Raw genomic sequence first — 22,049 nt, 5'->3', positions numbered from 1 at the left:
CCACCTCGGGCCGGACGTCGTAGCCGCTGGTCCGCGCGCCGAGTCGCTTGGCGGTGGCCAGCGCCTGCAGGCCGGCCACGCCGACGCCCAGAATCAGCGCGGTTGCCGGCTTCACCGTCCCGGCGGCCGTGGTCAGCATCGGGAAGAAGCGGGTCGACAGATCAGCTGCGACGATGACCGACTTGTAGCCGGACACGTTGCCCTGCGAACTGAGCGCGTCCATCACCTGCGCGCGAGAGATGCGCGGAATGGCCTCGACGGCGTAGGCCTCGATGCCCGCGGCCTTCAGCGCACCGATCTGGTTGTCGGCGTTGCGCGGCGCCAGGAAGCCGATCAGCTTCTGACCGCTGCGCAGCTTGCCGATCTCCTCGTCCGACGGCGGCGCGACGCGCAGCACGACGTCGGCCGAATACGGATCGCCGATCGTTGCGCCCGCATCGGTGTACGCCTCGTCGGGGATCAGTGCGCCGAGACCGGCACCCGATTCCACGACGACGGGCACACCCTTGCCCACCAGCGACGCGGCCACCTTGGGAACGAGCGCCACGCGACGCTCACCCTGGGCCGTTTCGCGCACGACACCCACACTCATGTTTCTCACCTTGTCTGGTCCGCAGCGCCGACCCATGCGCTGCGCGGGCGATGCAATGTCGCCCGGCTCACAAAACGTGCGAAGAACATAGCATGCCCTCAGCAAGCGTGACTGACGCAGTCAGATAGGTCACTTACCCCTTGACGAGACGTCCTCCTGGACTTATGGACACATGTCCAGTCTGGTGTCCATGCATTCTGGCGCTGGTCAGCCCAAAACCTGGCTGCGGCCGATCACTCCGTGTCGCCACCGGACGCGTCGTCGTTCGAGTCGTGATCGCCGTCGTTCTCGTGCGAATCGGTGGTCGATTCCGTCTTGTCGCCGTCGGTCTTGTCGCCGTCGGTCTTGTCGCTGTCGGTCTTGTCTCCGCTGTCGGCTTTATCGCCGTCCGTCTTGTCTCCGCTGTCGGCTTTATCGCTGTCGGCCTTGTCGCCGTCAGTCTTGTCGCCGTCAGACTTGTCGCCATCGGTCTTGTCGCCGTCAGCTTTATCGCCGTCGGTCTTGTCGGCGGCATCCGTCACGTCGTCGGTCGTGTTTGCCGTGGTGTCCGGGCTCTCGACACTTTGCGTTGTTTCGGCGGCGGGCTCGGGTGTGGTTTCCGCGGCGGCGGAGTCGTCACTTTGCCCATCCGTGACGGTGGCGGCGGTTCGAGCGGTGCTGCTGGTCGACACGGCCTGCCAGGCGTCGGGGTTCTGATCGGGGTCGGTGGTCGGGACCGTGAGCCCCAGTGCGTTGTAGATGAGCACCTGGAGTTCGCGTGGCGTGGGCACCGGCTGACCGGCAACGGTGGCCGCTTCACCCGGCACCGGCACCGGCACGAGCGCCGACAGCACCGCATCGAACTCGGGTGGCACCGGTATTCCCATGCCACGCAACATCATTCCCCACGGGTTGCCACCGTCGAGGACGACGTAGGTGGTGTTGTCGACCTTCCACGTCTTGATGACGGTGTACTGGTTGACGTAGTTGCCGTTTGCGCCATGGATGTAAAAGCCGGGCAAGAGATAGAAGGCCGTCTCGAAGGGGTGCGCGAGCGGATTGCCGAGCCCGCAGCCCGAATCGCCGCGCACGCAGTAGGAGATCACCTCGATGTCGCCGGTGGCCGACTCGTCGCGCGGGCCGTTGGTGTAGAGGCCGGGGATGAAGCTGGGGACCACCACTTCGGCGCCGGTGTTGGGGAATCGGGTGTCGGTGCCGAGGAGGACCACGATGTCGCTGTCCGGGATCTGGCCGGACTGATGCAGCAGGTAGGCGGCGTTCCAGGCGACCGGACCGCTCTGCGAATAGCCGTTGAGAATGATCTTCTGCCCGGAGTCTGACGGCCCGTGGGCGGCCAGCGCCGCGTCGATGGTCTTGATCGTGCCGTCGTTCACCGAGTCGTTGTAGGTGGAGTCGCCGACGAGATAAACCGGGTACCCGAGCACAGTGAAACCGAAGGCTGCTGGGTAGTTGACGATCACAAGGTGGCGGGTCTCGTCGAAGTGACCACCTTCGGGTGTGTCGTACATGCCGATGGCGACGGTGCGTCCGTACTGGTCGGCACCGTCGAAGTCGTCGGTTCCGGGGACGAGGATGACGGTCGCGTTGTCGGCGAAGTTGGCCGGCAGCCACGCGGGCCGTTGGCGAATCTGCTCGGGCTGTTGCCACGATGCAGGTACCTCGATCTCCGGCAGGGTCAGCGGGCCGGGCGCCGGGAGCGAAGCGAGCGGGCCGAGTGGCCGACCCAGCGTCGCCGACGACGCGGAACCTGGCGCAAAGAACAGTCCGATGGTGAGGAAGACACTGAAGGACAGCAGAATTCGGCGCACGTAGACCTCGATCTCACGGTGGGGGTGAGCCGAAGTCTACGGTTGTCGAAGCTGATATGTAGAACTGTTAACGATTTCGTTTCTCTGGTTAACGACCCGGTTCAAGTGGGTCGGCCGACTCAGTCTTCCGACTCGGAATGCGCGCTGTCGGAATTGTTTTCGTGCCCGGCACCGCTGGGGGCGCCGTTGTGCGAGGCGGCGTCGTCGCCCGTGGTCGTGGCGTCGTGATCGGTGGTGTCGTCATCGGCGACACTGTCGTCGTCGTTGGCGTCGTCGTCACCGTTGTCCGCTTCGGCGTTGCCGTACTTCTTGTCGTCCTTCTTCTCGCCGGCGGCGCCGTCGTCGTCGTCGGCGCTGTTGTTGTCAGCGCCCTCGTCGTTCGCCGTGGTGTCGACTCGCTCGGCAAGACCCCGCGCCGTGGCGGTGTTGGCCGTGGTCGCCGGAGTTGCAGTCTTGGAGTCGTCTTGCGTGTCATCGACGAGCATGTCGTCGCGGACCGTCTTGTTCACATCAGGATCGGTCACCGTGACGGTCAGTCCGAGCGCCTCGTAGATGGAGTCCTGCAGTTCACGCGGCGTCGGCACCGGCACGCCGGCGATCGTCGACTGCTCCCCCGGCATCGGGACCGGGATGATCGCGGACAGGATGTCGTCGACCTCCGTAGGGATCGGGATACCCAAGTCGCGCAGCATCATCCCCCAGGGGTTTCCACCGTCGTAGACGACGTAGGTCGTGTTGCCACATCCGCAACCACGATCAGGGTCCTGGCTGGACCACGTATCGATGACCTCGTACTCGTTGATGCGGTACGTGAGGAAAGCGTGCACGTAGAAGCCGGGGATCAGGTAGAAGAACGTCCCGATCGGATTGGTGAACGGGTTGCCGACACCACACGTCGCGTCACCGCGGACGCAATAGGAGATGACCTTGATGCCCTCCATGTCGTCCGTGTCGCGATCACCGTTGGTGTACATGCCCGGAATGAAGCTGGGCACTACGTTCTCCACACCGGAATGCGGGAAGCGGGAGTCGGCGCCGACGATGACAACGATCTGGTCCGTGGGGATCGTGCCACGCTCCTTGAGCATGTAGGCGACATTCATCGCGACTGGCGAACTCTGCGAGTAGCCGTTGATGACGATGATCTGGTCGGGATTGTCCGGGTCGTAGGCCGCTTCGGCAGCCGCCACGCCCTTGCGGGTACCGATATCGACCGACTCGTTGAAGGTGCCCTCGCCGGCGAGATAGATCGGGAGCGGCCCGATCGTCAGGCCGAATGCTGCCGGGTAGTCGACGACCTGCACCGGCGGTTGCGTATCCGGATCGGTGCCGAACATGCCTATGTCGCGCGTGCGTCCGAGCTGATCGGTGCCGTCGTAGTCGGTGGTGCCGGGGATCAAGATGACGACGTCACCTTTGCCACTGTCGAAGTTGCGCCCGATTTGCAGGGCGACCCACTCCGGTTCAGCGACGGTCGTCGGCTTCGACTGATCGATGGTGACCGGCGGGTTGAAGTCCGGGAAGACGATCGACCCGATCTGCAATGCATGAGCACTCGGGTTGGGGCTGAGGAACACCGCTCCGACCGTGGTCAGGACAGCAAACAGCCAAAGAATCCGACGCACCTGAATCCCTTCGAACCAAACAACTGTCGGCCCGTCCGGGCGGGGGTGTTCCGGACGTCACCGACAATTGAGCGAGAGTGTATCGGTTATCGAATCAGCAATTAGCCTTCGTTAATGTGAGACATCCTAACGATACCGTCTCACCTGCGGCGATCGTCTGAGATTCATCCGATTGGGTGAACCCCGCAAGGCGTTGGTCGCCGTGCTCCGCGTCAGCGCGCCGCGCGATGCCTCCGCACAAAAAGTAGGGGAAGAAAACTCGTCCCCTACCCTTGGTGTCGTCCCCGCGAAATCTCTGGCGGACGACTTCGAACCCCGGGGAAGAAACTCCTCCCCTAGATTTTGCGGGCGAAGCCGGCCCGACGACCCACCACAGGTTTTCTGTACGCGTCACCCCGACGAAGTGCACATTCCACTCGGCTTCGCTGCCACGTACAGATTTCGGCAGCTCCAGCCCCAACCCCTCACGTGATCGTGTACGTCCGACCGTCGAGCCCGGTCGAGCCATCCGGCGCCGGCGACGCATTGTCCTCGATCTGGGCGTTCCCCTTCTTGTCGATGGCGCGACATTGCACGTCGTGCTCACCGCTGGTGGCCTGCCAGGCGAACTTCCACTGCCGCCAGGTGTCGACGCTGTATTCGGTCGCCAGTTCTGCCGGTTGCCACGGGCCGTCGTCGATGCGCACCTCGACGCGCTCGATGCCGGTGTGCTGCGCCCACGCCGTCCCCGCGATCACCACTTCGCCCGGCGCGTGCTCAGTGCTGTTGGCCGGGCGGTCGATCCGCGACGACAACTTGATCGGACCCAGTTCCGACCATCCCCGCGTCGACCAGTACGCCTTCGCTTCGCTGAACTTGGTGATCTCCCAGTCCACCACCCACTTGGTGGCCGACACATAGCCATACAGCCCGGGGATCACCTGACGGATGGGGTACCCGTGTTCGATGGGCAGCGGCTCACCGTTCATCCCGATGGCGAGTAGCGCGTCCCTACCGTCCGTCACCGCCGACACCGGGGTTCCGCAGGTCCAGCCGTCGGAGCTGGTCGACAACAGCATGTCGGCGCCCGGTCGGACGCCGGCCAGTTCCAGGACCTCCTTCATCGGCACGCCCAGCCACTTGGCGTTGCCGATGAGGTCGCCACCCACCTCGTTGGACACGCAGGTCAGCGTCACCAGGCGCTCCGTCATCGGCATCGCCAGCAGGTCCGCCCAGGACAGTCGGACCTCCTTGTCCACCATCCCGTGGATGCGCAACGACCAGTCGGCTGTCGTCAGGCGCGGCACCTGCAGTGCGGTGTCGATGCGGTAGAAATCGGCGTTGCCGGTGACGAACCGGGTGACACCGTCGACGTCGAGATCGGTTCCGGGCGGGATCGGCGGGGCGGGCTTGGCCGGCACCGGCAGGACGAGTCGCGCGCGGTCTGCCAGGGTGTTCGCGGTGTCGGCCAGCATCCGGCGACCGATGGTGCCGACCACGGCCGCAGCGGCAATCACCCCACCGGCGGTCAGCACAAACCGTCGCGACACCCCATCCGCCTTCTCGGGTGGTTCGAGGTCCGGCCGGTCGGCCAGCAATGAGATCAGCACACGGAGGACGAGTATCCCGACCGCCCCGGCAACGATGGACGGAAACATATAAGTCACCGACGAACCCGGCCGACCCATCGCGGCGAAGACTCCGACCAGCGCAAACACGCCGATGATCACCGAGCCCACCGGCGGGCGCAACCGCTCGGCCAGCCCGCAACCGGCGGCGATCAGCACGATGATGACACCCATCCCGATAAACAAGGCGGTCTTGTCCGACGTGCCGAACGTCGAGATCGCCCACTCGCGCACCGACGTCGGCGAATGGTCGACGACGGTCGAACCCACCGCGAAATACGGCGATGCATCGGGCGAGATCGGGACGGCCACCAACTCGCCGACCGCGAGCCCGGCAGCAACCGCGACGACACCCGATAACGCGGCGCAGGCTGAGCGCACCGGGGTGGAGCCGAAGTTCGTCACACCCTCGTTGATACCTGCATTTCGCGGCGGGTGACACGGCCCCGGCAACCAGCGTCGACCATTCGCTCGACGACCGCCTACTCGGCCGCTGCCGCAATTCGACCAGGACTAGAACATGTTCTAGTTTCTCCGCTATCGTATGCGGCATGGCAGCAAGCACGGACATCCCCGACACCGTCGCACTCTCGAGCGTGACCGAATTCTCCGACGAGGTCGACGTCCTGGTGATCGGGTTCGGCATCGCGGGCGGTTGTGCGGCCGTGGAGGCAGCGGCGCACGGAGCCAAGGTGCTCCTGATCGAACGCGCGGCGGCGGCCGGCGGCACCACGTCGATGGCCGGCGGATTCTTCTACCTCGGCGGCGGCACGGCCGTGCAGCTGGCGACCGGGCAGGAAGACAGCGTCGAGGAGATGGAGAAGTACCTCACCGCCGTCTCGGTGGACCCCGAGGTCGACAAGATCCACGCCTATTGCACCGACAGCGTCGAACACTTCACCTGGCTGGAGAATCTCGGGTTTGCCTTCGAGCGGAGTTTCTACCCGGAGAAGGCGGTCATCCAGCCCGGCACCGAGGGGTTGATGTACACCGGCAACGAGAAGGTCTGGCCGTTCAAGGACATGGCCAAGCCTGCTCCTCGTGGACACAAAGTGCCGGTTCCCGGCGACACCGGCGGTGCGTCGATGGTCATCGACCTCCTCGTCAAGCGATTGGCCGAGCTCGGCGCGGAAGTCCGATACGACACCGGCGCACGGCAACTCGTGGTCGACGACGACGGCGCAGTGGCCGGGGTCGTGTGGAAGCGGCCCGGCGAAGAAGGCGTCATCAAGGCCCGGTCGGTGATCATCGCGGCCGGCGGCTTTGTGATGAACCCCGAGATGGTCGCGGCCAACACGCCGCATCTGGCCGAGAAGCCGTTTGTCCTCGGCAATACCTACGACGACGGCCTGGGCCTGCGCATGGGCGCATCGGTCGGCGCCGAGCTGAAGTACATGGACAACGCCTTCATCACCGCGCCCATCTACCCGCCGGCCAGCATGGTCACCGGAATCGTGGTGAACGCCAACGGTGATCGGTTCGTCACCGAGGACTCCTACCACGCCCGGACCTCCGGCTTTGTGATGGAACAGCCCGACGCCGTGGCCTATCTCATCGTCGACGAGTCCCATATGAACCCCGACCGCAACTACCTCGTACCGCTGATCGACGGCTGGGAGACGGTCGCAGAGATGGAGAGCGATCTCGGCATCCCCGAGGGCAATCTGCAACGAACCCTGGCCCGCTACAACGAGAATGCCGCCAAGGGCGAAGATCCCGACTTCCACAAGGCAGCCGAGTTCCTCGAACCGCAGGACACCGGACCGTGGGCGGCCTACAACCTGTCGCTGGGCAAGGCGATGTACGCCGGATTCACCATGGGCGGCATGGCGACATCCGTGGACGCCGAGGTCCTCGACGAAGCGGGGCAGGTGGTTCCCGGTCTGTACGCGGCAGGCGCCTCGGCGTCGAACATTGCGCAGGACTGCAAAGGCTATTGCAGCGGAACGCAATTGGGTGAGGGATCGTACTTCGGTCGTCGCGCGGGCCGGCATGCGGCCGCGCGGGCCGCGAACTAATTCAGAGCTAACTCGGGTTGAACCGCCGCAGCCGCAAACTGTTGCCCACCACGAACACCGACGACAAGGCCATCGCGGCACCGGCGATCATCGGGTTCAGCAGTCCGGCGGCAGCCAGTGGAATCGCGGCGACGTTGTAGCCGAAGGCCCAGAACAGATTGCCCTTGATCGTGGCCAGAGTTCGACGCGACAGTTCGATCGCCTGACCCACCAGTCGTAGATCGCCGCTCACGATCGTGAGATCGCTTGCCGCGATGGCGACGTCGGTGCCGGTACCCATCGCGAGTCCGAGGTCGGCCTGCGCGAGTGCTGCGGCGTCGTTGATGCCGTCGCCGACCATCGCGACCGAATGTCCTTGCGCCTGAAGCTTCTTGATCGCGTCGATCTTCCCCTCGGGCGTGACCCCGGCGGTCACATCGGAGATGCCGACCTCCTGCGCCACACGACGCGCAGCACCCTCGTTGTCACCGGTCAGAAGTGCGGGCGTCAGACCCAGCCGGCGGAAGTCGGCGATGGCGGCGACCGCGGATGGCTTCACCTGATCCTCGACGACGATCACCCCGACGGGCTGCACCTCGGCACTCACCACCACGGCGGTCGCGCCACGGTCGTGTGCCTCGTCGACGGCCCGCGCGAGATCGTCGCCCAACGCCGTCTCGGTACGATCCGGCGCGGTCACCACAATGTCGCGACCGTCTACCTGCCCCGACACCCCGACGCCCTGCGTCGAACGGAATCCGACCACAGAGGGTAGTGAAACACCCTTGGCTGCAGCGACTATCGCGGAGGCAATCGGGTGCTCGGATGCCGCTTCGACCGCGGCCGCGGCCGTCAGAACCGACGACTCGTCGTGCCCCGACGCCGGGATCACCTCGCTCACCGACATGTCGCCGGTGGTCACGGTGCCCGTCTTGTCCAGGACGATCGTGTCGATGCGGCGCGTGGTTTCCAGCACCTCAGGGCCCTTGAGCAGGATGCCCAGCTGTGCTCCCCGTCCGGTGCCCACCATCAGCGCGGTCGGCGTGGCCAGACCGAGGGCACACGGGCAGGCGATGATCAGGACCGCGACGGCCGCGGTGAAGGCAAAGGTCACGTCGCCGCCCGCCATCCCCGACTGGGCGGCAACTCCGAGCCAGAAGCCCAGCGTGGCAACCGAAATCGCGATGACGATCGGGACGAAGACCGCCGAGATGCGGTCGGCCAGACGCTGCGCGTCGGCCTTGCCCTCCTGTGCCGACGCGACCATCTTGGCCATCTGCGCGAGCGCGGTGTCGCCGCCGACCGCCATGGCCCGGACGATCAGCCGGCCGCTGGCGTTGACGGTCGCGCCCACGACGGCGTCGCCGGTGGTGACCTCGACCGGCACGGACTCGCCGGTCACCATCGACGCATCGACGGCAGACGCACCGTCGACCACGATCCCGTCGGTCGCGACGCGCTCACCGGGCCGCACCACGAACGTGTCCCCAACGGCCAACTGCCCGATCGGAATACGCGTCTCGACGCCACCGCGCATGACCGCGACATCCTTGGCACCGAGGTCCATCAAGGCGCGCAAGGCGTCGCCGGCGCGGCGCTTGGACCGCTTCTCGAAGTAGCGTCCCGCGAGAAGGAAGGTCGTGACTCCGGCGGCCGCTTCGAGATAGATGTGTGACGAGCCGTCGGCGCGTTGCGGAATGAGGTCGAAACCGTGTGTGAGACCGGGTGTTCCGGCGGTACCGAAGAACAGTGCGTACACCGACCAGCCGAAGGCAGCCAACGTCCCCACCGACACCAGCGTGTCCATGGTGGTGGCACCGTGACGCAGATTGATCCACGCCGCACGATGGAACGGATACGCACCCCATACGACGACGGGTGCCGCGAGGGTCAGCGAGAGCCACTGCCAGTTGGTGAACTGCAGCGCCGGGATCATCGCCATCGCGATGACGGGCACCGACAGCACGGCCGACACGATCAGCCGCTGACGCAATGAGTCCAGTTCAGGGTCGGCGTCGTGGGCGGGGTCATCCCCGTTGCCCGCGAAGGGATCTGGCGACTCGACGATCGGCGTGGCGTCGTACCCGGCCGCCCGTACGACCTCGACGAGATCGTCGGTGCTCAGACCGTCGGGCACCTGCACGTGCGCACGCTCGGTCGCATAGTTCACCGACGCGGCAACGCCGTCGAGTTTGTTGAGCTTGCGTTCGATCCGGTTGGCGCACGACGCGCACGTCATACCCGCGATGTCGAGGTCGATGGCAGAAGTCGTCGTCATCGCGCCACCTCGGCAGCACCCTGGTGAGTGGTGTGCGAATTGGTATGCGCGGGTGCCGGTTCGGTGTCGGGACCCCACGCGTATCCGACGCCGAACGCCACCGCGAAGGCGATGACGAGCGCTGCGACATAGGCGATCACCCTCATGTCAGCGCCTCACACCAGCTGATACCCGGCCTCGGTCACCGCAGCGGCGATCTCGGCCCGGTCGATCTCGCGGTCGCTGGTGACCGCCACTGTCCCGTCGTCGAGTGTGACGGCGACCGAGGTGACTCCGGCGATCTCGCCGATCTCCTCACGTACCGATGCCACGCAGTGTCCGCAGGTCATTCCGGTCACGCTGTAATTGCTTGTCGTCATGGTGATACTCCCCTCGTAGTGAAGATCTTGTGCAGCAGGGTGTTTGGCGAGATGCCGATCAGGATTTCACCAGGCGCTCGATGGCAGCCATGGCCTCGTCGATCTTGACCTGTCCGGCGTCGTCGCTTTCTTGGGCGGCGTGCATCACGCAATGGCTCATGTGCTCGGACAGCAAACCCAATCCGACCGCCTGCAGAGCCTTGGTCATCGCCGAGACCTGCGTCAGGATGTCGATGCAGTATGCCTCGTCGTCGACCATGCGCTGCAACCCTCGCGCCTGCCCCTCGATGCGACGCAGTCGTCGCAAGTAGTCGTCCTTGCGGCCGATGTAGCCGTGTTGCTGATCGTCCATCTCGCTCACTCCTATACCCCCTACCGGTATAGCATCCAGCGCGCACGGAAGCTACCCCTGGGGGGTATAGATCACTCGGAGAGGGAGTCAGTGCTGACGCAGGACCGCGGCAAGTTTGGCGATCGCGTTGGCGACCTCCTCGAGCGCGGCGCCGATCTGCGCCTCGCGCTCCCCACGATCGAGGGAGATCTCACCGGAGGCACTACCGCCGTCCTCCGACCGCCGACGACGCCCTTCGTACTCGGCCTGGTGAACGGGGTGACCGTCCACGGGAGGTTCGGTGTTTGTCGAGCGCCGGCCCCCGCGATAGGCAGCCGCGTCGGGGGCCGCAGGTTGCTGAGCCACCGGTTGGGGTGGCGGCGGAGCGACCGGGGGTTGGGGCGCCACGTGCGCAGGCGGATCGGGGAAGTGATGGGCGCCGGTCCGCATGGTCGGCGGAGCCGGAATCGGGCCGCCAGGGGCGGGATGCATGGGCGCAGGTGTGTGCGGACCCGTCTGTGGTCCGGAAAGAGGGGGTCCGGAAGGCCCGGAGAGCGGGGGTCCAGCATATGGAGGCTCGGAAACCGGCGGTTTCGCGAGTGGGTATCCACCCGTGGGCTGCGCGCCGGTGTGATGCCCCTGGCCAGGTGCGGCCGACATCGCCGACGGCACGTGCCCGTTGGACCGCGCATAGAAATGCGGGCCACCATGACCCGCGAAGAAGACACATCCGGCACCTTCGGGCGACGGCACCGGACAGGGATTCCGGTCGATCAGCGATTGCGCACGATTGTCGAAGTCGTTCCATTCGAGCCAGAGTCGACGGTCGTGCCGCGGCCGAACGCTGGCGTCGGTCGCGTGATTGCCGCTGTGTCCGAGGCCGAGCCGGCATTGCAGAAGCCATTCCGACTCGGGAGCGAGACCGAGCGCCACCCGCTCGGCAGGCCGACACACAACTGTCGACCAGCAACCCTCGCCGTTCATCGTCGACTCCCTCCACGCAGTGTTCTCTCCCCAGCCGGACGCGACTCGCTGTACGCGTCCGCCACCCGAGGCCCGCGAGCGCGTAAGTGAAGGTCACATGAACGCCGCGAGAAGCCCAACCAATCGGTGAATGTGGAGATCCCGGGCGTCAGTCTACGAAGGACCCCGCCTCAGTGCCACCCCCAGACGGGGTCGAGACCAAACCTCACATCAGGCGGGCAGCGGCCGCGAGTTCGACCGGCTCGAGGTCACCGTCGCGCAACCGAAAGAATCGGGAGTGTCCGACGACGTCGGGTTGCGGGTGGTCGGTGCGAACGTGCGCGCCACGAGACTCCGTTCGGGCGGACGCGGCGGCGACCACGGCACGCGCCGTCAGGGTGAGCGCGGCATCCTCCACGTCCGCAGGGGTGCAGGCGGGACGGAGGGGCGCGGAGTCGAGGAGCGCCGCCATACCGTCGAGTCCGGCTGCCGAGCGCCGCAGACCGACCCACTTGCTCATCGCGTCCTGCAGCGCGCCCCGATCCAGGATGGGCAGGGGCCCGTCGTCGGCGCCAGGCGCCTCGACCACCCGCTCGCCTCGCCGACGCCACGCAGCGTCGGCCGCTCGTCGTCCCATGACCAGGCCTTCGAGCAGACTGTTGGACGCCAGACGGTTGGCGCCGTGCAACCCGGTCCGCGCCACCTCACCCGCCGCGAGCAGACCCGGCACCGAGGTAGCACCGTCAGCGTCGGTGACCACACCGCCGCAGAGGTAGTGCGCACCCGGGACGACGGGGATTCGACCGTCCGCCGAGTCGATCCCGGCCGCGACCAGCCCGGCGGTCACCGTCGGGAAGCGGCGTTCGAAGTCGTCGACCCCGGTCACGTCGAGGTAGACGCACGGATGCCCGGTGCGCTCGATCGCGTCCTCGACGGCGTTGGCCACCACATCGCGCGGTGCGAGGTCGCCCATCGGGATGCCGGCGGTCACCGACCGGCCGTCGACGTCCACCAGCCTTCCGCCCTCACCGCGCACGGCCTCACTGATCAGCGTGCGACGACCGCGTGCACCGGGCGTGTAGAGCATCGTCGGATGGAACTGGATGAATTCGAGGTCGGCGACAACAGCGCCCGCCCGCAGCGCGAGCGCGATGCCGTCGGCGGTCGCACCAGCGGGGTTGGTGGTCGCGGCGAACAGGTGGCCGACGCCGCCGGTCGCGAGCAGGACGGTCGGCGCATACACCGCATGCCGGTGGCCATTCTGCAGATACGCGACCCCGACGGTCAGCCCTTGATGGGTGAGGATCGAGGTCGCGGTCGCCTCGTCTCGACAGTCGATGTCGGTGCGCGCCACCGCATCGGCGAGTGTGCGTTGAATCGCGGCGCCGGTCGCATCACCGCCCGCGTGAATGATCCGCCGCGCCCGGTGACCACCCTCGCGGGTGCGCAGGAGCCGCCCGTCGCGGCCTCGGTCGAACGCGGCGCCACGTTCGATCAGTTCAGATACCGACGCCCAACCGTCACCGAGGATCGGTCCGGCTGCGTCGGCTTCGGTGAGTCCCGCGCCGGCGGCGAGCGTGTCGTAGAGGTGGTCGGCAACCGAATCCTCGCCTGCCTCTGGCATCACGACGGCGACGCCGCCCTGTGCATAGAAGGTCGAGGTGGTCTGCTCGGCGCGGTTCGGGGCCCAGTGCGGCCCCTTGTTGAGGATGACCACCGACAGTCCGCGCTCGGCGGCGCTCAGCGCGGCGGTGAGTCCTGCGACACCGGCGCCGATCACCACGAGATCCGCGACTGTGTTCCGCTGTGCCATGACGCGAGCCTCTCGAGACGAGGGACATACCTATTCGGCTCAACACCGCCAGGATGTTTTCGATTCCCAGTCGAAAACCTTACCCGTCGTCTACCCGCCTGGCGAGACCCGTTGACCGTGCAGCCCGGCTACCCCAGGGTGGCGATGTCGATCACGAAGCGGTACCGGACGTCACTGGCGACGACGCGGTCGTACGCGTCGTTGATCTGATCGGCCGCGATCACCTCGATCTCGGCTCCGATGCCGTGTTCGGCGCAGAAATCGAGCATCTCCTGGGTCTCGGCAATACCGCCGATCATCGATCCGGCGAAACTGCGACGGTTGGCGGCCAGGGCGAAGGCAGGCACCTCGATCGGATGCTCCGGCAGGCCGAGTTCGACGAGGCTTCCGTCGAGGGCCAGCATGCTCAGGTACTTCTTGATGTCCAGGTTCGCCGACACCGTGTTGACGATGAGATCGAAGTGGTTGCGCAGCGCACGGAAGGTGTCGGGATCGCTGGTCGCGTAGTAGTTGTCGGCACCGAGACGCAGACCGTCTTCCATCTTCTTCAGCGACTGCGACAGGACCGTCACCTCGGCGCCCATCGCATGCGCGAGCTTCACACCGACGTGTCCGAGACCGCCGAGCCCGATGATCGCCACCTTCTGACCGGGCCCCGCCCGCCAATGTCGCAGCGGCGAATACAGGGTGATGCCGGCGCAGAGCAGCGGCGCGGCCTCAGCCAGTCCGATGCCTTCGGGGATCGTGCACACATAGTTCTCGTCGACGACGATCGCGGTGCTGTAGCCGCCGTGCGTCGGCTGCCCATCACGTCCGACGGCGTTGTACGTGCCGACCATGCCGCGCTCGCAGTACTGCTCATCGCCGGCCCGGCACGGTCCACATTCGCGGCAGGAATCCACGAAGCAGCCGACGCCGACCCGGTCCCCGACCGCGAACCGCGTCACCTCCGACCCGACCGCCGACACCGTGCCCGCGATCTCGTGTCCGGGCACCACCGGGAAGTTGGTGCGACCCCACTCCGCGCGGGCGGTGTGGATGTCGGAGTGGCAGATCCCGGCGAAAGCGATGTCGATGGCGACGTCGTTCGGTCCGACGTCGCGACGCTCGATGGTCGTCGGGCTCAGTGGCTGATCTGCTGCGGTCGCGATGTAGGCGTTGACTGTCGACATGCCGCCAGTCTGCCGACGACCGGCGACTCATGCCACCTCACGCATACGTGACCGCGGGCGTCCGAGATGACCCGGACGCCCGCGATACGCATGTCTACCAGCCCTTGGAGTTGGTCAGCGTCAGCGGCGTCTCGTTGCTGGGACCTTGGACGTAGCGCTTCATGTAGGCCGTCTGCCAGCGGTTGTTCCATTGCGGCAGGGGCAGCGGGAACCAGTAGCCGCTGTCGAGCCACATCTGACCGAGCAGGGGTACCGGCTGGCGTGAGATGTCGTACCAGGTGCCGATAGGCGCGTTGGTGAAAGTGCCGTAGTGGGTGCCCTTGCCGCCGCGCTTCTTGCCGTCGACGTAGAACGGGGCGACGTCGGTGCCGGCTTCCTTGCCGTCGATGTAGAAGGTCACGTCCTTCTTGCCGAGCACCACCGCGTAGTCATGCTCCTTCTTCAGGTAGCTCGTCGGCAGCAGACGAATCTGCGGCACGATCTCGCCGGCCTTCTTGGTCATCAGGAAGAAGCCACGCGGGAAGTCCATGCCGAGGGCATTGATGATCGGTTTGACGATCTCGCTGGTGTTGGCCAGGTACGCGTTGCCGTCGTTCCACATGAACCACGCGATCTCCAGACCCAGCGGATCGATGGATCGGTTGGACACACCCCAGCCGGTGGTGCCGGCCCACGACCCGATCTGCTGGGTGCCGCCGACGCGCATCGTCATCGTCATGCCCGGTTTGAAGATGGGCTTGGCGAGCATCTCGGCGTTGTTGTACGGGAACAACGCGTGCGGGGTGTCGGGGATACCGAAGGTGACACCGTTGGGCTTGCCGAACCACAGCCGGCTGAAGCCCACCGACGTGTTGCACCAGTCCTTCGGCACTTTGGCGAAGTTCTCGTCCATCTTGCGTGCCGGCTTGGGATCGTTGGTCCCGATGTACCCGGCGAAGGATCGGGGCTGGAGCACCGCGCAGTTCGGGACACCGTCATCGACGCCCGGTAGTTGAATGTTCGGGTCGGCCGCCGCCTGACCCATTCCGGTCCATGCCAGCGTCAGCACGGCCGCCACTGCGACCAGGCCCTGCATCGCTCTCATGCGCATCGATCGTCCCTTCTCGAAATCCCCGACCACGTATTTGATACACCACGTTGTCAGATTTCGCTCAGCCAGGTCTCATCTTTGTCTCAGGAGACTCTTGGTTTACTTTCGCGCGCCCCCGGATCGCAGCAGTTCCGATCGTTACAATGGCCGACGGTGACAATCCACAGTTCTGTCGACGACGGTCGGCGCGCGCGGCTCAAGCCGGTGACGCCGGTCGCCGAGATCACGCGTTTCGGCGCCACCACAGCCCACGCCGCCGCCGGCGTCGGGCGGTTTGTCGTCCATACGGTCGGCGACGCGCTGCAGGGTCGGGCCCCGAACGCGAAGCGCGTGGCTCACGAGATCCGCACGACCTTCGAGCATCTCGGGCCGACGTATGTGAAGCTCGGCCAGCTCATCGCGTCGAGCCCCGGGGTGTTCACCGAGACCCTCTCGTCGGAGTTCGAATCACTCCTCGACCGGGTCCCAGCGGCCGACAGCGCCGTGGTCCGCGACGTGTTCATCGCCGAACTCGGCGCGCCGCCGGAAGAGATCTTCGCCTCCTTCGACACCACACCGATCGCGTCGGCGTCGATCGCGCAGGTCCACACCGCCACGCTGCACGACGGTGAGGAGGTCGTCGTCAAGATCCAACGGCCCGGCATCTCCGAGCGCCTCGCGCCCGACGTCGCCATCCTCGAACGGGTTGCCGGCCTGGCCGAGATCTCCGAGTACGGCCGCATGCTCAGCGCTCGGCACGTGGTGGAGGATTTCGCCACCGGGTTGGACGCCGAACTGGATTTCCGGATCGAGGCCGACGCCATGCGCGAGTGGTACGAGTGCCTGCGCGACGGACCGTTCGGCGACCGCGTCCGGGTACCGACCGTCTACGACGAGTTCACGACGTCACGAGTTCTGACGATGGAGCGCATCCACGCGGTGCGCATCGACGACGCCGCAGCGGTCCGCGCGGCCGGCCACGACGGCGTCGCACTGTGCCGCAACCTGCTGTTGTCGCTGCTCGAATCGGCTTTTCACGGCGGCCTCTTCCACGGCGACCTGCACGCAGGCAATGTCCTCGTCGACGCGGAGGGCACACTCGTCCTGCTCGACTTCGGGATCGTCGGGCGGTTCACACCACGAACGCGCCGCATTCTGCGCCAGCTCGTCGTCGACCTCATCGTGCGCGGGGACTACGAGTCGGCCGGTCGCGCCATCTTCCTACTCGGCGCGGTGCACCGGCCGGGCTCGACGTCGGGCAGCGCTGCCGACATCGAAAAGGTGGCCGCGCCACTGTCCACCACCGATCTCGGGTCGATGTCGTACACCGACCTGGGCCGTCAGCTCGCCGCAGTGGCCAAGGCGTACGACGCACGGCTGCCGCGAGAGCTCGTCCTGGTCGGCAAGCAACTGCTGTACGTCGAGAAGTACATGAAGCTGCTCGCACCACGATGGAAGGCCATGGCGGACAAGGAGATCTACGGCTACATGGCCGGCATCCTGAAGGAGGCCGAGCGTGACCGCCGGGCGGAGAAGTCATCGCAAGGCTGAACAGTACGCCGGCGACGCCAACCGGTCGGGGAGTCAGTAGTGAATCTCCGACACGGGGCACTAGGGTTGGGGCGTTGAGCTTGATTCACAGGAGTCACAAATGAGACGTTTCTGGCCGGCGCTGCTGGCGTTTTTCGGCGTTGCCTGCATCACCGCGGCCATCGCCATCCCGGCATGGCTGGTTCCTCAGCTTCGGGTGGTGCCCCTCGACCTGGACATCGTGTCCGTGTCGACGACGGTGCCTGCCGACGGCGCTACCGGAAACCGATTCCCCGCCGTCATCTTCGACCGCTGCTCGATCTCGCAGAGCCGCGCACGGACCGTGGAGGCCCACCTCACCCAGCAGCGACGCTCGGTCATCGTCGAGCCGTCGGACCGCCGCGAGGCCACCCTCCAATCCGCGCAGACGGTGCTCATCGACCGCATCCGCGACGCGAACGGCAACGAGACCGAACCGACCGTCGCCGCGGCCGGTCAGGAGCGCAACTGCGATGACGGACTGCTGACCGCCAACATCGACCGCGTCTCGGTGAACCGCAAGACGTCGGTTCCCAACAACACCGTCAACAGTCTGCAGCTCGAGGCCGCGCCCGAGGGCGTCGACGTCAAGCAGGTGTCCGTCGACCTCGACCGCCGGCAGGGTTTCCAGTACAAGTTCGGCTTCAACGTCCAGAAGCGCGAGTACTACATGTACGACCTGAACACCCGCCAGGATGTGCCCGCGAAGTTCGTCGACGAAAAGGACATCAACGGGGTCAAGACCTACCACTTCGTCAGCGAGGTGCCCGAGCGCGATCTCTCGGAACTGCCCAATGCACAGGGCAACGCGGCCCTCGGCACGATGCTGACGATGCCGGCTCGGTGGTGGGGTATCTCGGGGCGTGGCATTCGACCCAGCCAGCCGATCGAGATGCACCGGTACGCGACGGCCACCCGCCATGTGTGGGTCGAACCCGAGACCGGGACGATCATCGACGGGCGCGAAGACCAGCATCAGTACTTCCGCTCGCCCGACCAGAGCGACGCCACCTCGTCGGCGGTGCGTGATTTCCGGATGGATTCGCTCCGGGGCACCTTCCAGTGGAGTGACGAGACGATCGCCAACCAGGCCGAGAAGGCCGACCACTACAAGGGCCTGCTCAAGCTCGGCGGTTTCTGGTTGCCGCTCATCCTGGGGATCGTCGGCGTGCTGCTGTTGATCGGTTGGGCACTTCTGTTCTGGCGCGGCCGTAAGCGCGACGCCGATGCCGGCGATCCACCACACGGTCCCGATGATGGCCGTGGACCCGACGACGGACCTGGACCCGACGACGAACCCACTCGCGTCGTCGACCGAGAGCCCGACAGCCGGGCGCCCTACGCCGCAGCGGGTGCCGGAGCGGCAGCCACGACGTCGGTGATCGATCGTCGGACGGACGACGCGGACACGGCCACGCAGCAGGAAGCACGACGCCCGGCCGGCCTGAATCCGTGGGAACGACCCACCGAGCAGATCCCCAAGGTCACCGGACCCCGGCACTCGTCGGACGCCGAGGACGAGTTCCGCCCGGTGCATCGAGAACCCGATGCGGACGACACCGCCACCCGCGGTTTCCGGGATCGCTTCTCACCGCCGCCCGGCGAGTAGTCGGACGGCTGAGGGTGGCGACCCTCCCGTGGTCGGATCTGATGCCAGCCGGGTCCGATCGGCCGCCAAGAAAGTAGGGGAAGAAACTTCGTCCCCTACCCTTGGTGTCCTCCCCGAGAAATTTCTAGCGGAACACTATGAACCCCGGGGAGGAAGTTCTTCCCCTAGATTTTGCGGGCCCGGCACCGGCATATTCGCCCAAGGTCAGAGGGCTGGCGCCACACTCGTCGGATCAGCGACCTCCACGCGTTGGATATCTGTACGTGACGGGCGAGGCATCGGCACAGTGCAGCTTGTGACCCTCCCAGGTACAGACTTCCGTCGGCGACGCACTGATCACCAACCTCACCCAACCACGACGAAGGCCGGTGACCCGAAGGTCACCGGCCTCGTAAGCCGAGCTCAGTCCGTCAGAAGAAGGCCGGACGGAAGGTGGTCCGCCACGACTGCTTGAAGTCGGCCTGCCAGTAGTCCCACCAGTGGGTGCCGTCCGGGGTGATCCGGGTGGTCAGCTTGACGCCCGGAACCAGTGCGACGCGAGCGATGTACAGCTGGCTGCTGGTCGACGCTGCGACCTCCAGCGGAATCATCTGCGCGAACTTGACCGGGTCGAAGTTGCCGCTGGTCGGGTTGACCGAGGAGTCGTACTTACTGCCGACACCGGTGCCCGCCGAGACGTACACGTACTTGCCTGCGAGGTTGCCGGCGCTCAGGAACGGATCGTTCTGGAACCACTCACCGGCCGGGTAGAAGCCCCACATGTTGATGGGGTTGCCGCCCATCTCGGCGACCGACGCCATGATGCCCTGGGTGAAGCCCGGCATGGTGACGGTCGGGTAGCCGCTGTAGGACGCGACAGCCTTGTAGAAGCCCGGGTGGCGCGACGCGAGGTTCAGCGCCGAGGTGCCCGACATCGACAGTCCGGCGATGCCGTTGCGACGGTTGTCGCTGCCGTGGACGCGAGCCATGTAGGCAGGCAGTTCACGGGTCAGGAAGGTCTCCCACTTGTTGACGCCCAGGCGCGGGTCGCGCTGCTCCCAGTCGGTGTAGAAGCTGCCGCCACCGCCGAACGGGATCGCGACGTTGGTGCCCCGACCGCCCATCCAGCTCGCGACGTCGGTGTTCTGCAGCCAGCCGCTGGTGTAGTTCGGGGCGCGCAGCCCGTCGAGCAGGTACAGCGTCGGCTTGTTGGAGCCGCCGGCCGAGACGATGCACACCGGAACGGTGCGGTGCATCGAAGCGGACCGGACGTATTCGACACTGCAGCCGCGCGCGGCCGAAGCATCCGGGGCGGCAACAAGCGTCGCGGCCGACACGGCCAGCAAGGCCACGAGTCCGGCGACGAGGCGCTTACGGGCGCGAGTCAGCATTCGCATTCCTTACGATCCTTCAAGACCCGATCGGGCCTGCATCAGAGTTGTTCGTTGAAGGGATTGTATTGGTCCCTACCGGGTCTGAACCCGTCGATGGGAAGTGTAACGGCTCGATAACACACCGGCAAAGGCGAGAACGCGGTCCACACCGGCTCAGCACCGGGCGCGATCGACGTCAAACTGAATGTGACCTGCACCAACGTGACGCGATCGTCGGCCGGATGAATTTCTGAAAAACCTACGTCCGCCGCTCTGCTCGCACCGTCATCGCGGCGTTACCCATTTGCGTCGTCGACGGTGATGCAAATTCCTGTGTTCCGCGTCACTACTGTTGTGAGAGTGAACCTCAGCGAATACCTGGCGCTCGATGCGACCGCCTTGACCGATCTGGTTGCCCGACGCGAAGTGACCGCCGCCGAACTACTCACCCTGGCCCAGCAGCGGGCCGACGCCGTGAACCCGACACTCAACGCGATCGTCTATCGGATGGATACGACGGCGAGCGAGCGCGTCGGCAGTAACGACCTCAGCGGCCCGCTCGCCGGTGTCCCGTTCCTCGTCAAAGATCTCGGCCAGGAGTATCGCGGGTTCCCCACGTCGTCGGGCTCACGTTCGCTCGCCACACTCGTCGCGACGGAGCACTCCACCATCGTGCAAAGGTTCCTCGACGCCGGGCTGGTGATCTTTGGCAAGACCAACACTCCCGAGTTCGGGGCCAAGGGCATCACCGAACCCGAACTCTGGGGTCCGAGCCACAATCCCTGGAACCCCGACCACACACCCGGCGGCTCGTCGGGCGGCAGCGGTGCGGCGGTCGCTGCGGGCATCGTGCCGGCCGCGGGCGCCAACGACGGCGGCGGATCGATCCGCATCCCGGCCGCGTGCAACGGCCTCGTCGGTCTCAAGCCGACGCGCGGACTCACCCCGTTCGGCCCCGACACCGGCGAGCTCCTCTTCGGTATGGCCGTCCAGGGCGCAGTGACCCGGACCGTGCGCGACGCCGCCGCCATCTACGACGCGGTCGTCGGGCCCTCCCCGTCGTCGGTGTACCCCACCCCCGTCCCCGCAACACCGTTCACCGAGCAGATCGCGAACCGGCCGCGCGGACTGCGCATCGGCTTCTCGACCGCGTCGGCGATCAATCCCGACCCGCACGCCGAAGCGATCACCGCCGTTCAGAACGCCGCGCGCCTGCTCGAGGAAATGGGCCATCACGTCGAGGAGGTCACGCCACCGCAGGACGATGCAGCCCTTGCCAAGGACTTCCTCACCATCTGGTTCGCGAAGGTCGCCGATCAGGTCGCCGAGGCCAAACGCCTCACCGGCGCCACCGACTCGGATTTCGAGGCCGACACGCTCGCGGTCGCCGAGATCGGCCGCTCGGCGGGGGTGGTGCCCGTCTTCACCGCGCTGAACAACGTCAACAACCATGTGCTCGCGCTCGAGCGGTTCCACCAGACACATGACTTCCTGCTGACCCCGACCCTGGCCACCCCACCGCTGCGGATCGGGGCCACCACCACGCCCGCGCTGCTGCAGCGGGCATCGCGAATCATCGCCCGGGTGCGCGGAGGCTCGATCCTGTCGCGGATGGGGGTACTCGACGACCTCATCGCCGAGAACCTCGGCTGGGTGCCCTACACCCAACTGGCAAACCTGACCGGCCGGCCCGCGATCAGCGTGCCGCTGCACTGGACCGCAGACGGACTGCCCCTCGGCGTTCAGTTCGTCGGCCGGCTCGGGGCCGACGGCGATCTGCTCACCCTCGCCGCCGCCCTCGAAGAGGCACAGCCCTGGTTCGATCGTTACGCGACGATCTCACTCTGACCACGGCCGCCATACGGGGAGGACTAGTGTTTGAGCCATCTCGTGAGGGGAGAGAAC

16 protein-coding genes and 1 pseudogene are annotated in these 22,049 nt (G+C 66.2%); 4 read left to right on the top strand and 13 right to left on the bottom strand.

What is annotated here, in order from left to right; translation table 11 throughout:
- The 4 genes and pseudogenes from ABZW74_RS15100 to ABZW74_RS15085 all read right to left on the bottom strand — a co-directional run.
- Window positions 1-592: pseudogene (locus ABZW74_RS15100) on the bottom strand (NAD(P)(+) transhydrogenase (Re/Si-specific) subunit alpha); the annotation flags it as partial.
- 233 nt (window positions 593-825) lie between these two features.
- A complete protein-coding gene (locus ABZW74_RS15095; RefSeq protein WP_355277197.1) occupies window positions 826-2,400 on the bottom strand; it encodes a PE-PPE domain-containing protein in 1,575 nt (524 codons plus the stop codon).
- Between the two features lie 119 nt (window positions 2,401-2,519).
- Window positions 2,520-4,025, bottom strand: coding sequence for a PE-PPE domain-containing protein (locus ABZW74_RS15090; RefSeq protein WP_355277194.1), 1,506 nt, complete (start codon window positions 4,023-4,025; stop codon window positions 2,520-2,522).
- Window positions 4,026-4,489: 464 nt separating this feature from the next.
- Complete coding sequence (locus tag ABZW74_RS15085; protein WP_240855027.1) at window positions 4,490-6,037, bottom strand: molybdopterin-dependent oxidoreductase; 1,548 nt, start codon at window positions 6,035-6,037, stop codon at window positions 4,490-4,492.
- Between the two features lie 146 nt (window positions 6,038-6,183).
- Between ABZW74_RS15085 and ABZW74_RS15080 the strand changes: the two genes are divergently transcribed.
- Window positions 6,184-7,650 carry an FAD-binding protein gene (locus ABZW74_RS15080; protein WP_240855028.1) on the top strand — a complete coding sequence of 489 codons (1,467 nt, stop codon included), beginning with the start codon at window positions 6,184-6,186 and terminating at the stop codon, window positions 7,648-7,650.
- Between the two features lie 7 nt (window positions 7,651-7,657).
- On the opposite strand, the gene ABZW74_RS15075 is transcribed toward ABZW74_RS15080, so the two are convergent.
- The 8 genes from ABZW74_RS15075 to ABZW74_RS15040 all read right to left on the bottom strand — a co-directional run bounded on the left by ABZW74_RS15075 (window position 7,658) and on the right by ABZW74_RS15040 (window position 15,629).
- Entirely contained in the window at window positions 7,658-9,907 is a 2,250-nt protein-coding gene (locus ABZW74_RS15075; RefSeq protein ID WP_355277191.1) for a heavy metal translocating P-type ATPase, read from the bottom strand.
- Complete coding sequence (locus tag ABZW74_RS15070) at window positions 9,904-10,053, bottom strand: hypothetical protein (RefSeq protein WP_240855032.1); 150 nt, start codon at window positions 10,051-10,053, stop codon at window positions 9,904-9,906. Before ABZW74_RS15070 ends, ABZW74_RS15075 begins: the two co-directional genes overlap by 4 nt.
- Before the next feature lie 9 nt (window positions 10,054-10,062).
- Window positions 10,063-10,266, bottom strand: coding sequence for a copper ion binding protein (locus tag ABZW74_RS15065; RefSeq protein WP_240855033.1), 204 nt, complete (start codon window positions 10,264-10,266; stop codon window positions 10,063-10,065).
- A 58-nt stretch (window positions 10,267-10,324) separates the two neighbouring features.
- Window positions 10,325-10,618, bottom strand: coding sequence for a metal-sensitive transcriptional regulator (locus ABZW74_RS15060; RefSeq protein WP_240855034.1), 294 nt, complete (start codon window positions 10,616-10,618; stop codon window positions 10,325-10,327).
- A gap of 87 nt (window positions 10,619-10,705) precedes the next feature.
- The gene (locus ABZW74_RS15055) at window positions 10,706-11,581 is read right to left on the bottom strand and encodes a hypothetical protein (protein WP_240855036.1); all 876 of its coding nucleotides are present in this window, start codon (window positions 11,579-11,581) and stop codon (window positions 10,706-10,708) included.
- A gap of 205 nt (window positions 11,582-11,786) precedes the next feature.
- Complete coding sequence (nadB, locus tag ABZW74_RS15050; protein ID WP_355277187.1) at window positions 11,787-13,373, bottom strand: L-aspartate oxidase; 1,587 nt, start codon at window positions 13,371-13,373, stop codon at window positions 11,787-11,789.
- 128 nt (window positions 13,374-13,501) lie between these two features.
- Window positions 13,502-14,545 (bottom strand): NAD(P)-dependent alcohol dehydrogenase, encoded by a 1,044-nt coding sequence (locus ABZW74_RS15045; protein ID WP_240855040.1) that lies wholly within the window; start codon window positions 14,543-14,545, stop codon window positions 13,502-13,504.
- A gap of 94 nt (window positions 14,546-14,639) precedes the next feature.
- Window positions 14,640-15,629 (bottom strand): hypothetical protein, encoded by a 990-nt coding sequence (locus tag ABZW74_RS15040; RefSeq protein WP_355277184.1) that lies wholly within the window; start codon window positions 15,627-15,629, stop codon window positions 14,640-14,642.
- 159 nt (window positions 15,630-15,788) lie between these two features.
- Between ABZW74_RS15040 and ABZW74_RS15035 the strand changes: the two genes are divergently transcribed.
- Together ABZW74_RS15035 and ABZW74_RS15030 are read left to right on the top strand one after the other, a co-directional pair.
- Window positions 15,789-17,165 carry an AarF/UbiB family protein gene (locus ABZW74_RS15035; protein WP_355277181.1) on the top strand — a complete coding sequence of 459 codons (1,377 nt, stop codon included), beginning with the start codon at window positions 15,789-15,791 and terminating at the stop codon, window positions 17,163-17,165.
- Window positions 17,166-17,265: 100 nt separating this feature from the next.
- A complete protein-coding gene (locus tag ABZW74_RS15030; RefSeq protein ID WP_355277179.1) occupies window positions 17,266-18,792 on the top strand; it encodes a DUF3068 domain-containing protein in 1,527 nt (508 codons plus the stop codon).
- Window positions 18,793-19,202: 410 nt separating this feature from the next.
- Here ABZW74_RS15030 and ABZW74_RS15025 read toward each other — a convergent pair whose 3' ends face one another.
- Window positions 19,203-20,162: an alpha/beta hydrolase family protein gene (locus ABZW74_RS15025; RefSeq protein WP_355277176.1), complete on the bottom strand. Its 960-nt coding sequence runs from the start codon at window positions 20,160-20,162 to the stop codon at window positions 19,203-19,205.
- Between the two features lie 342 nt (window positions 20,163-20,504).
- Here ABZW74_RS15025 and ABZW74_RS15020 point away from each other — a divergent pair, with 342 nt between their 5' ends.
- On the top strand, window positions 20,505-21,992 hold the full coding sequence (locus ABZW74_RS15020) for an amidase (protein ID WP_355277174.1): 1,488 nt from the start codon (window positions 20,505-20,507) through the stop codon (window positions 21,990-21,992).
- Window positions 21,993-22,049 lie beyond the last annotated feature (57 nt).

Source organism: Gordonia sp. NPDC003585 (genome assembly GCF_040610755.1).
GTDB lineage: Bacteria > Actinomycetota > Actinomycetes > Mycobacteriales > Mycobacteriaceae > Gordonia.
Note: the sequence above shows the minus strand (reverse complement) of the source record. Positions and strands in the feature narration are given on the sequence as shown.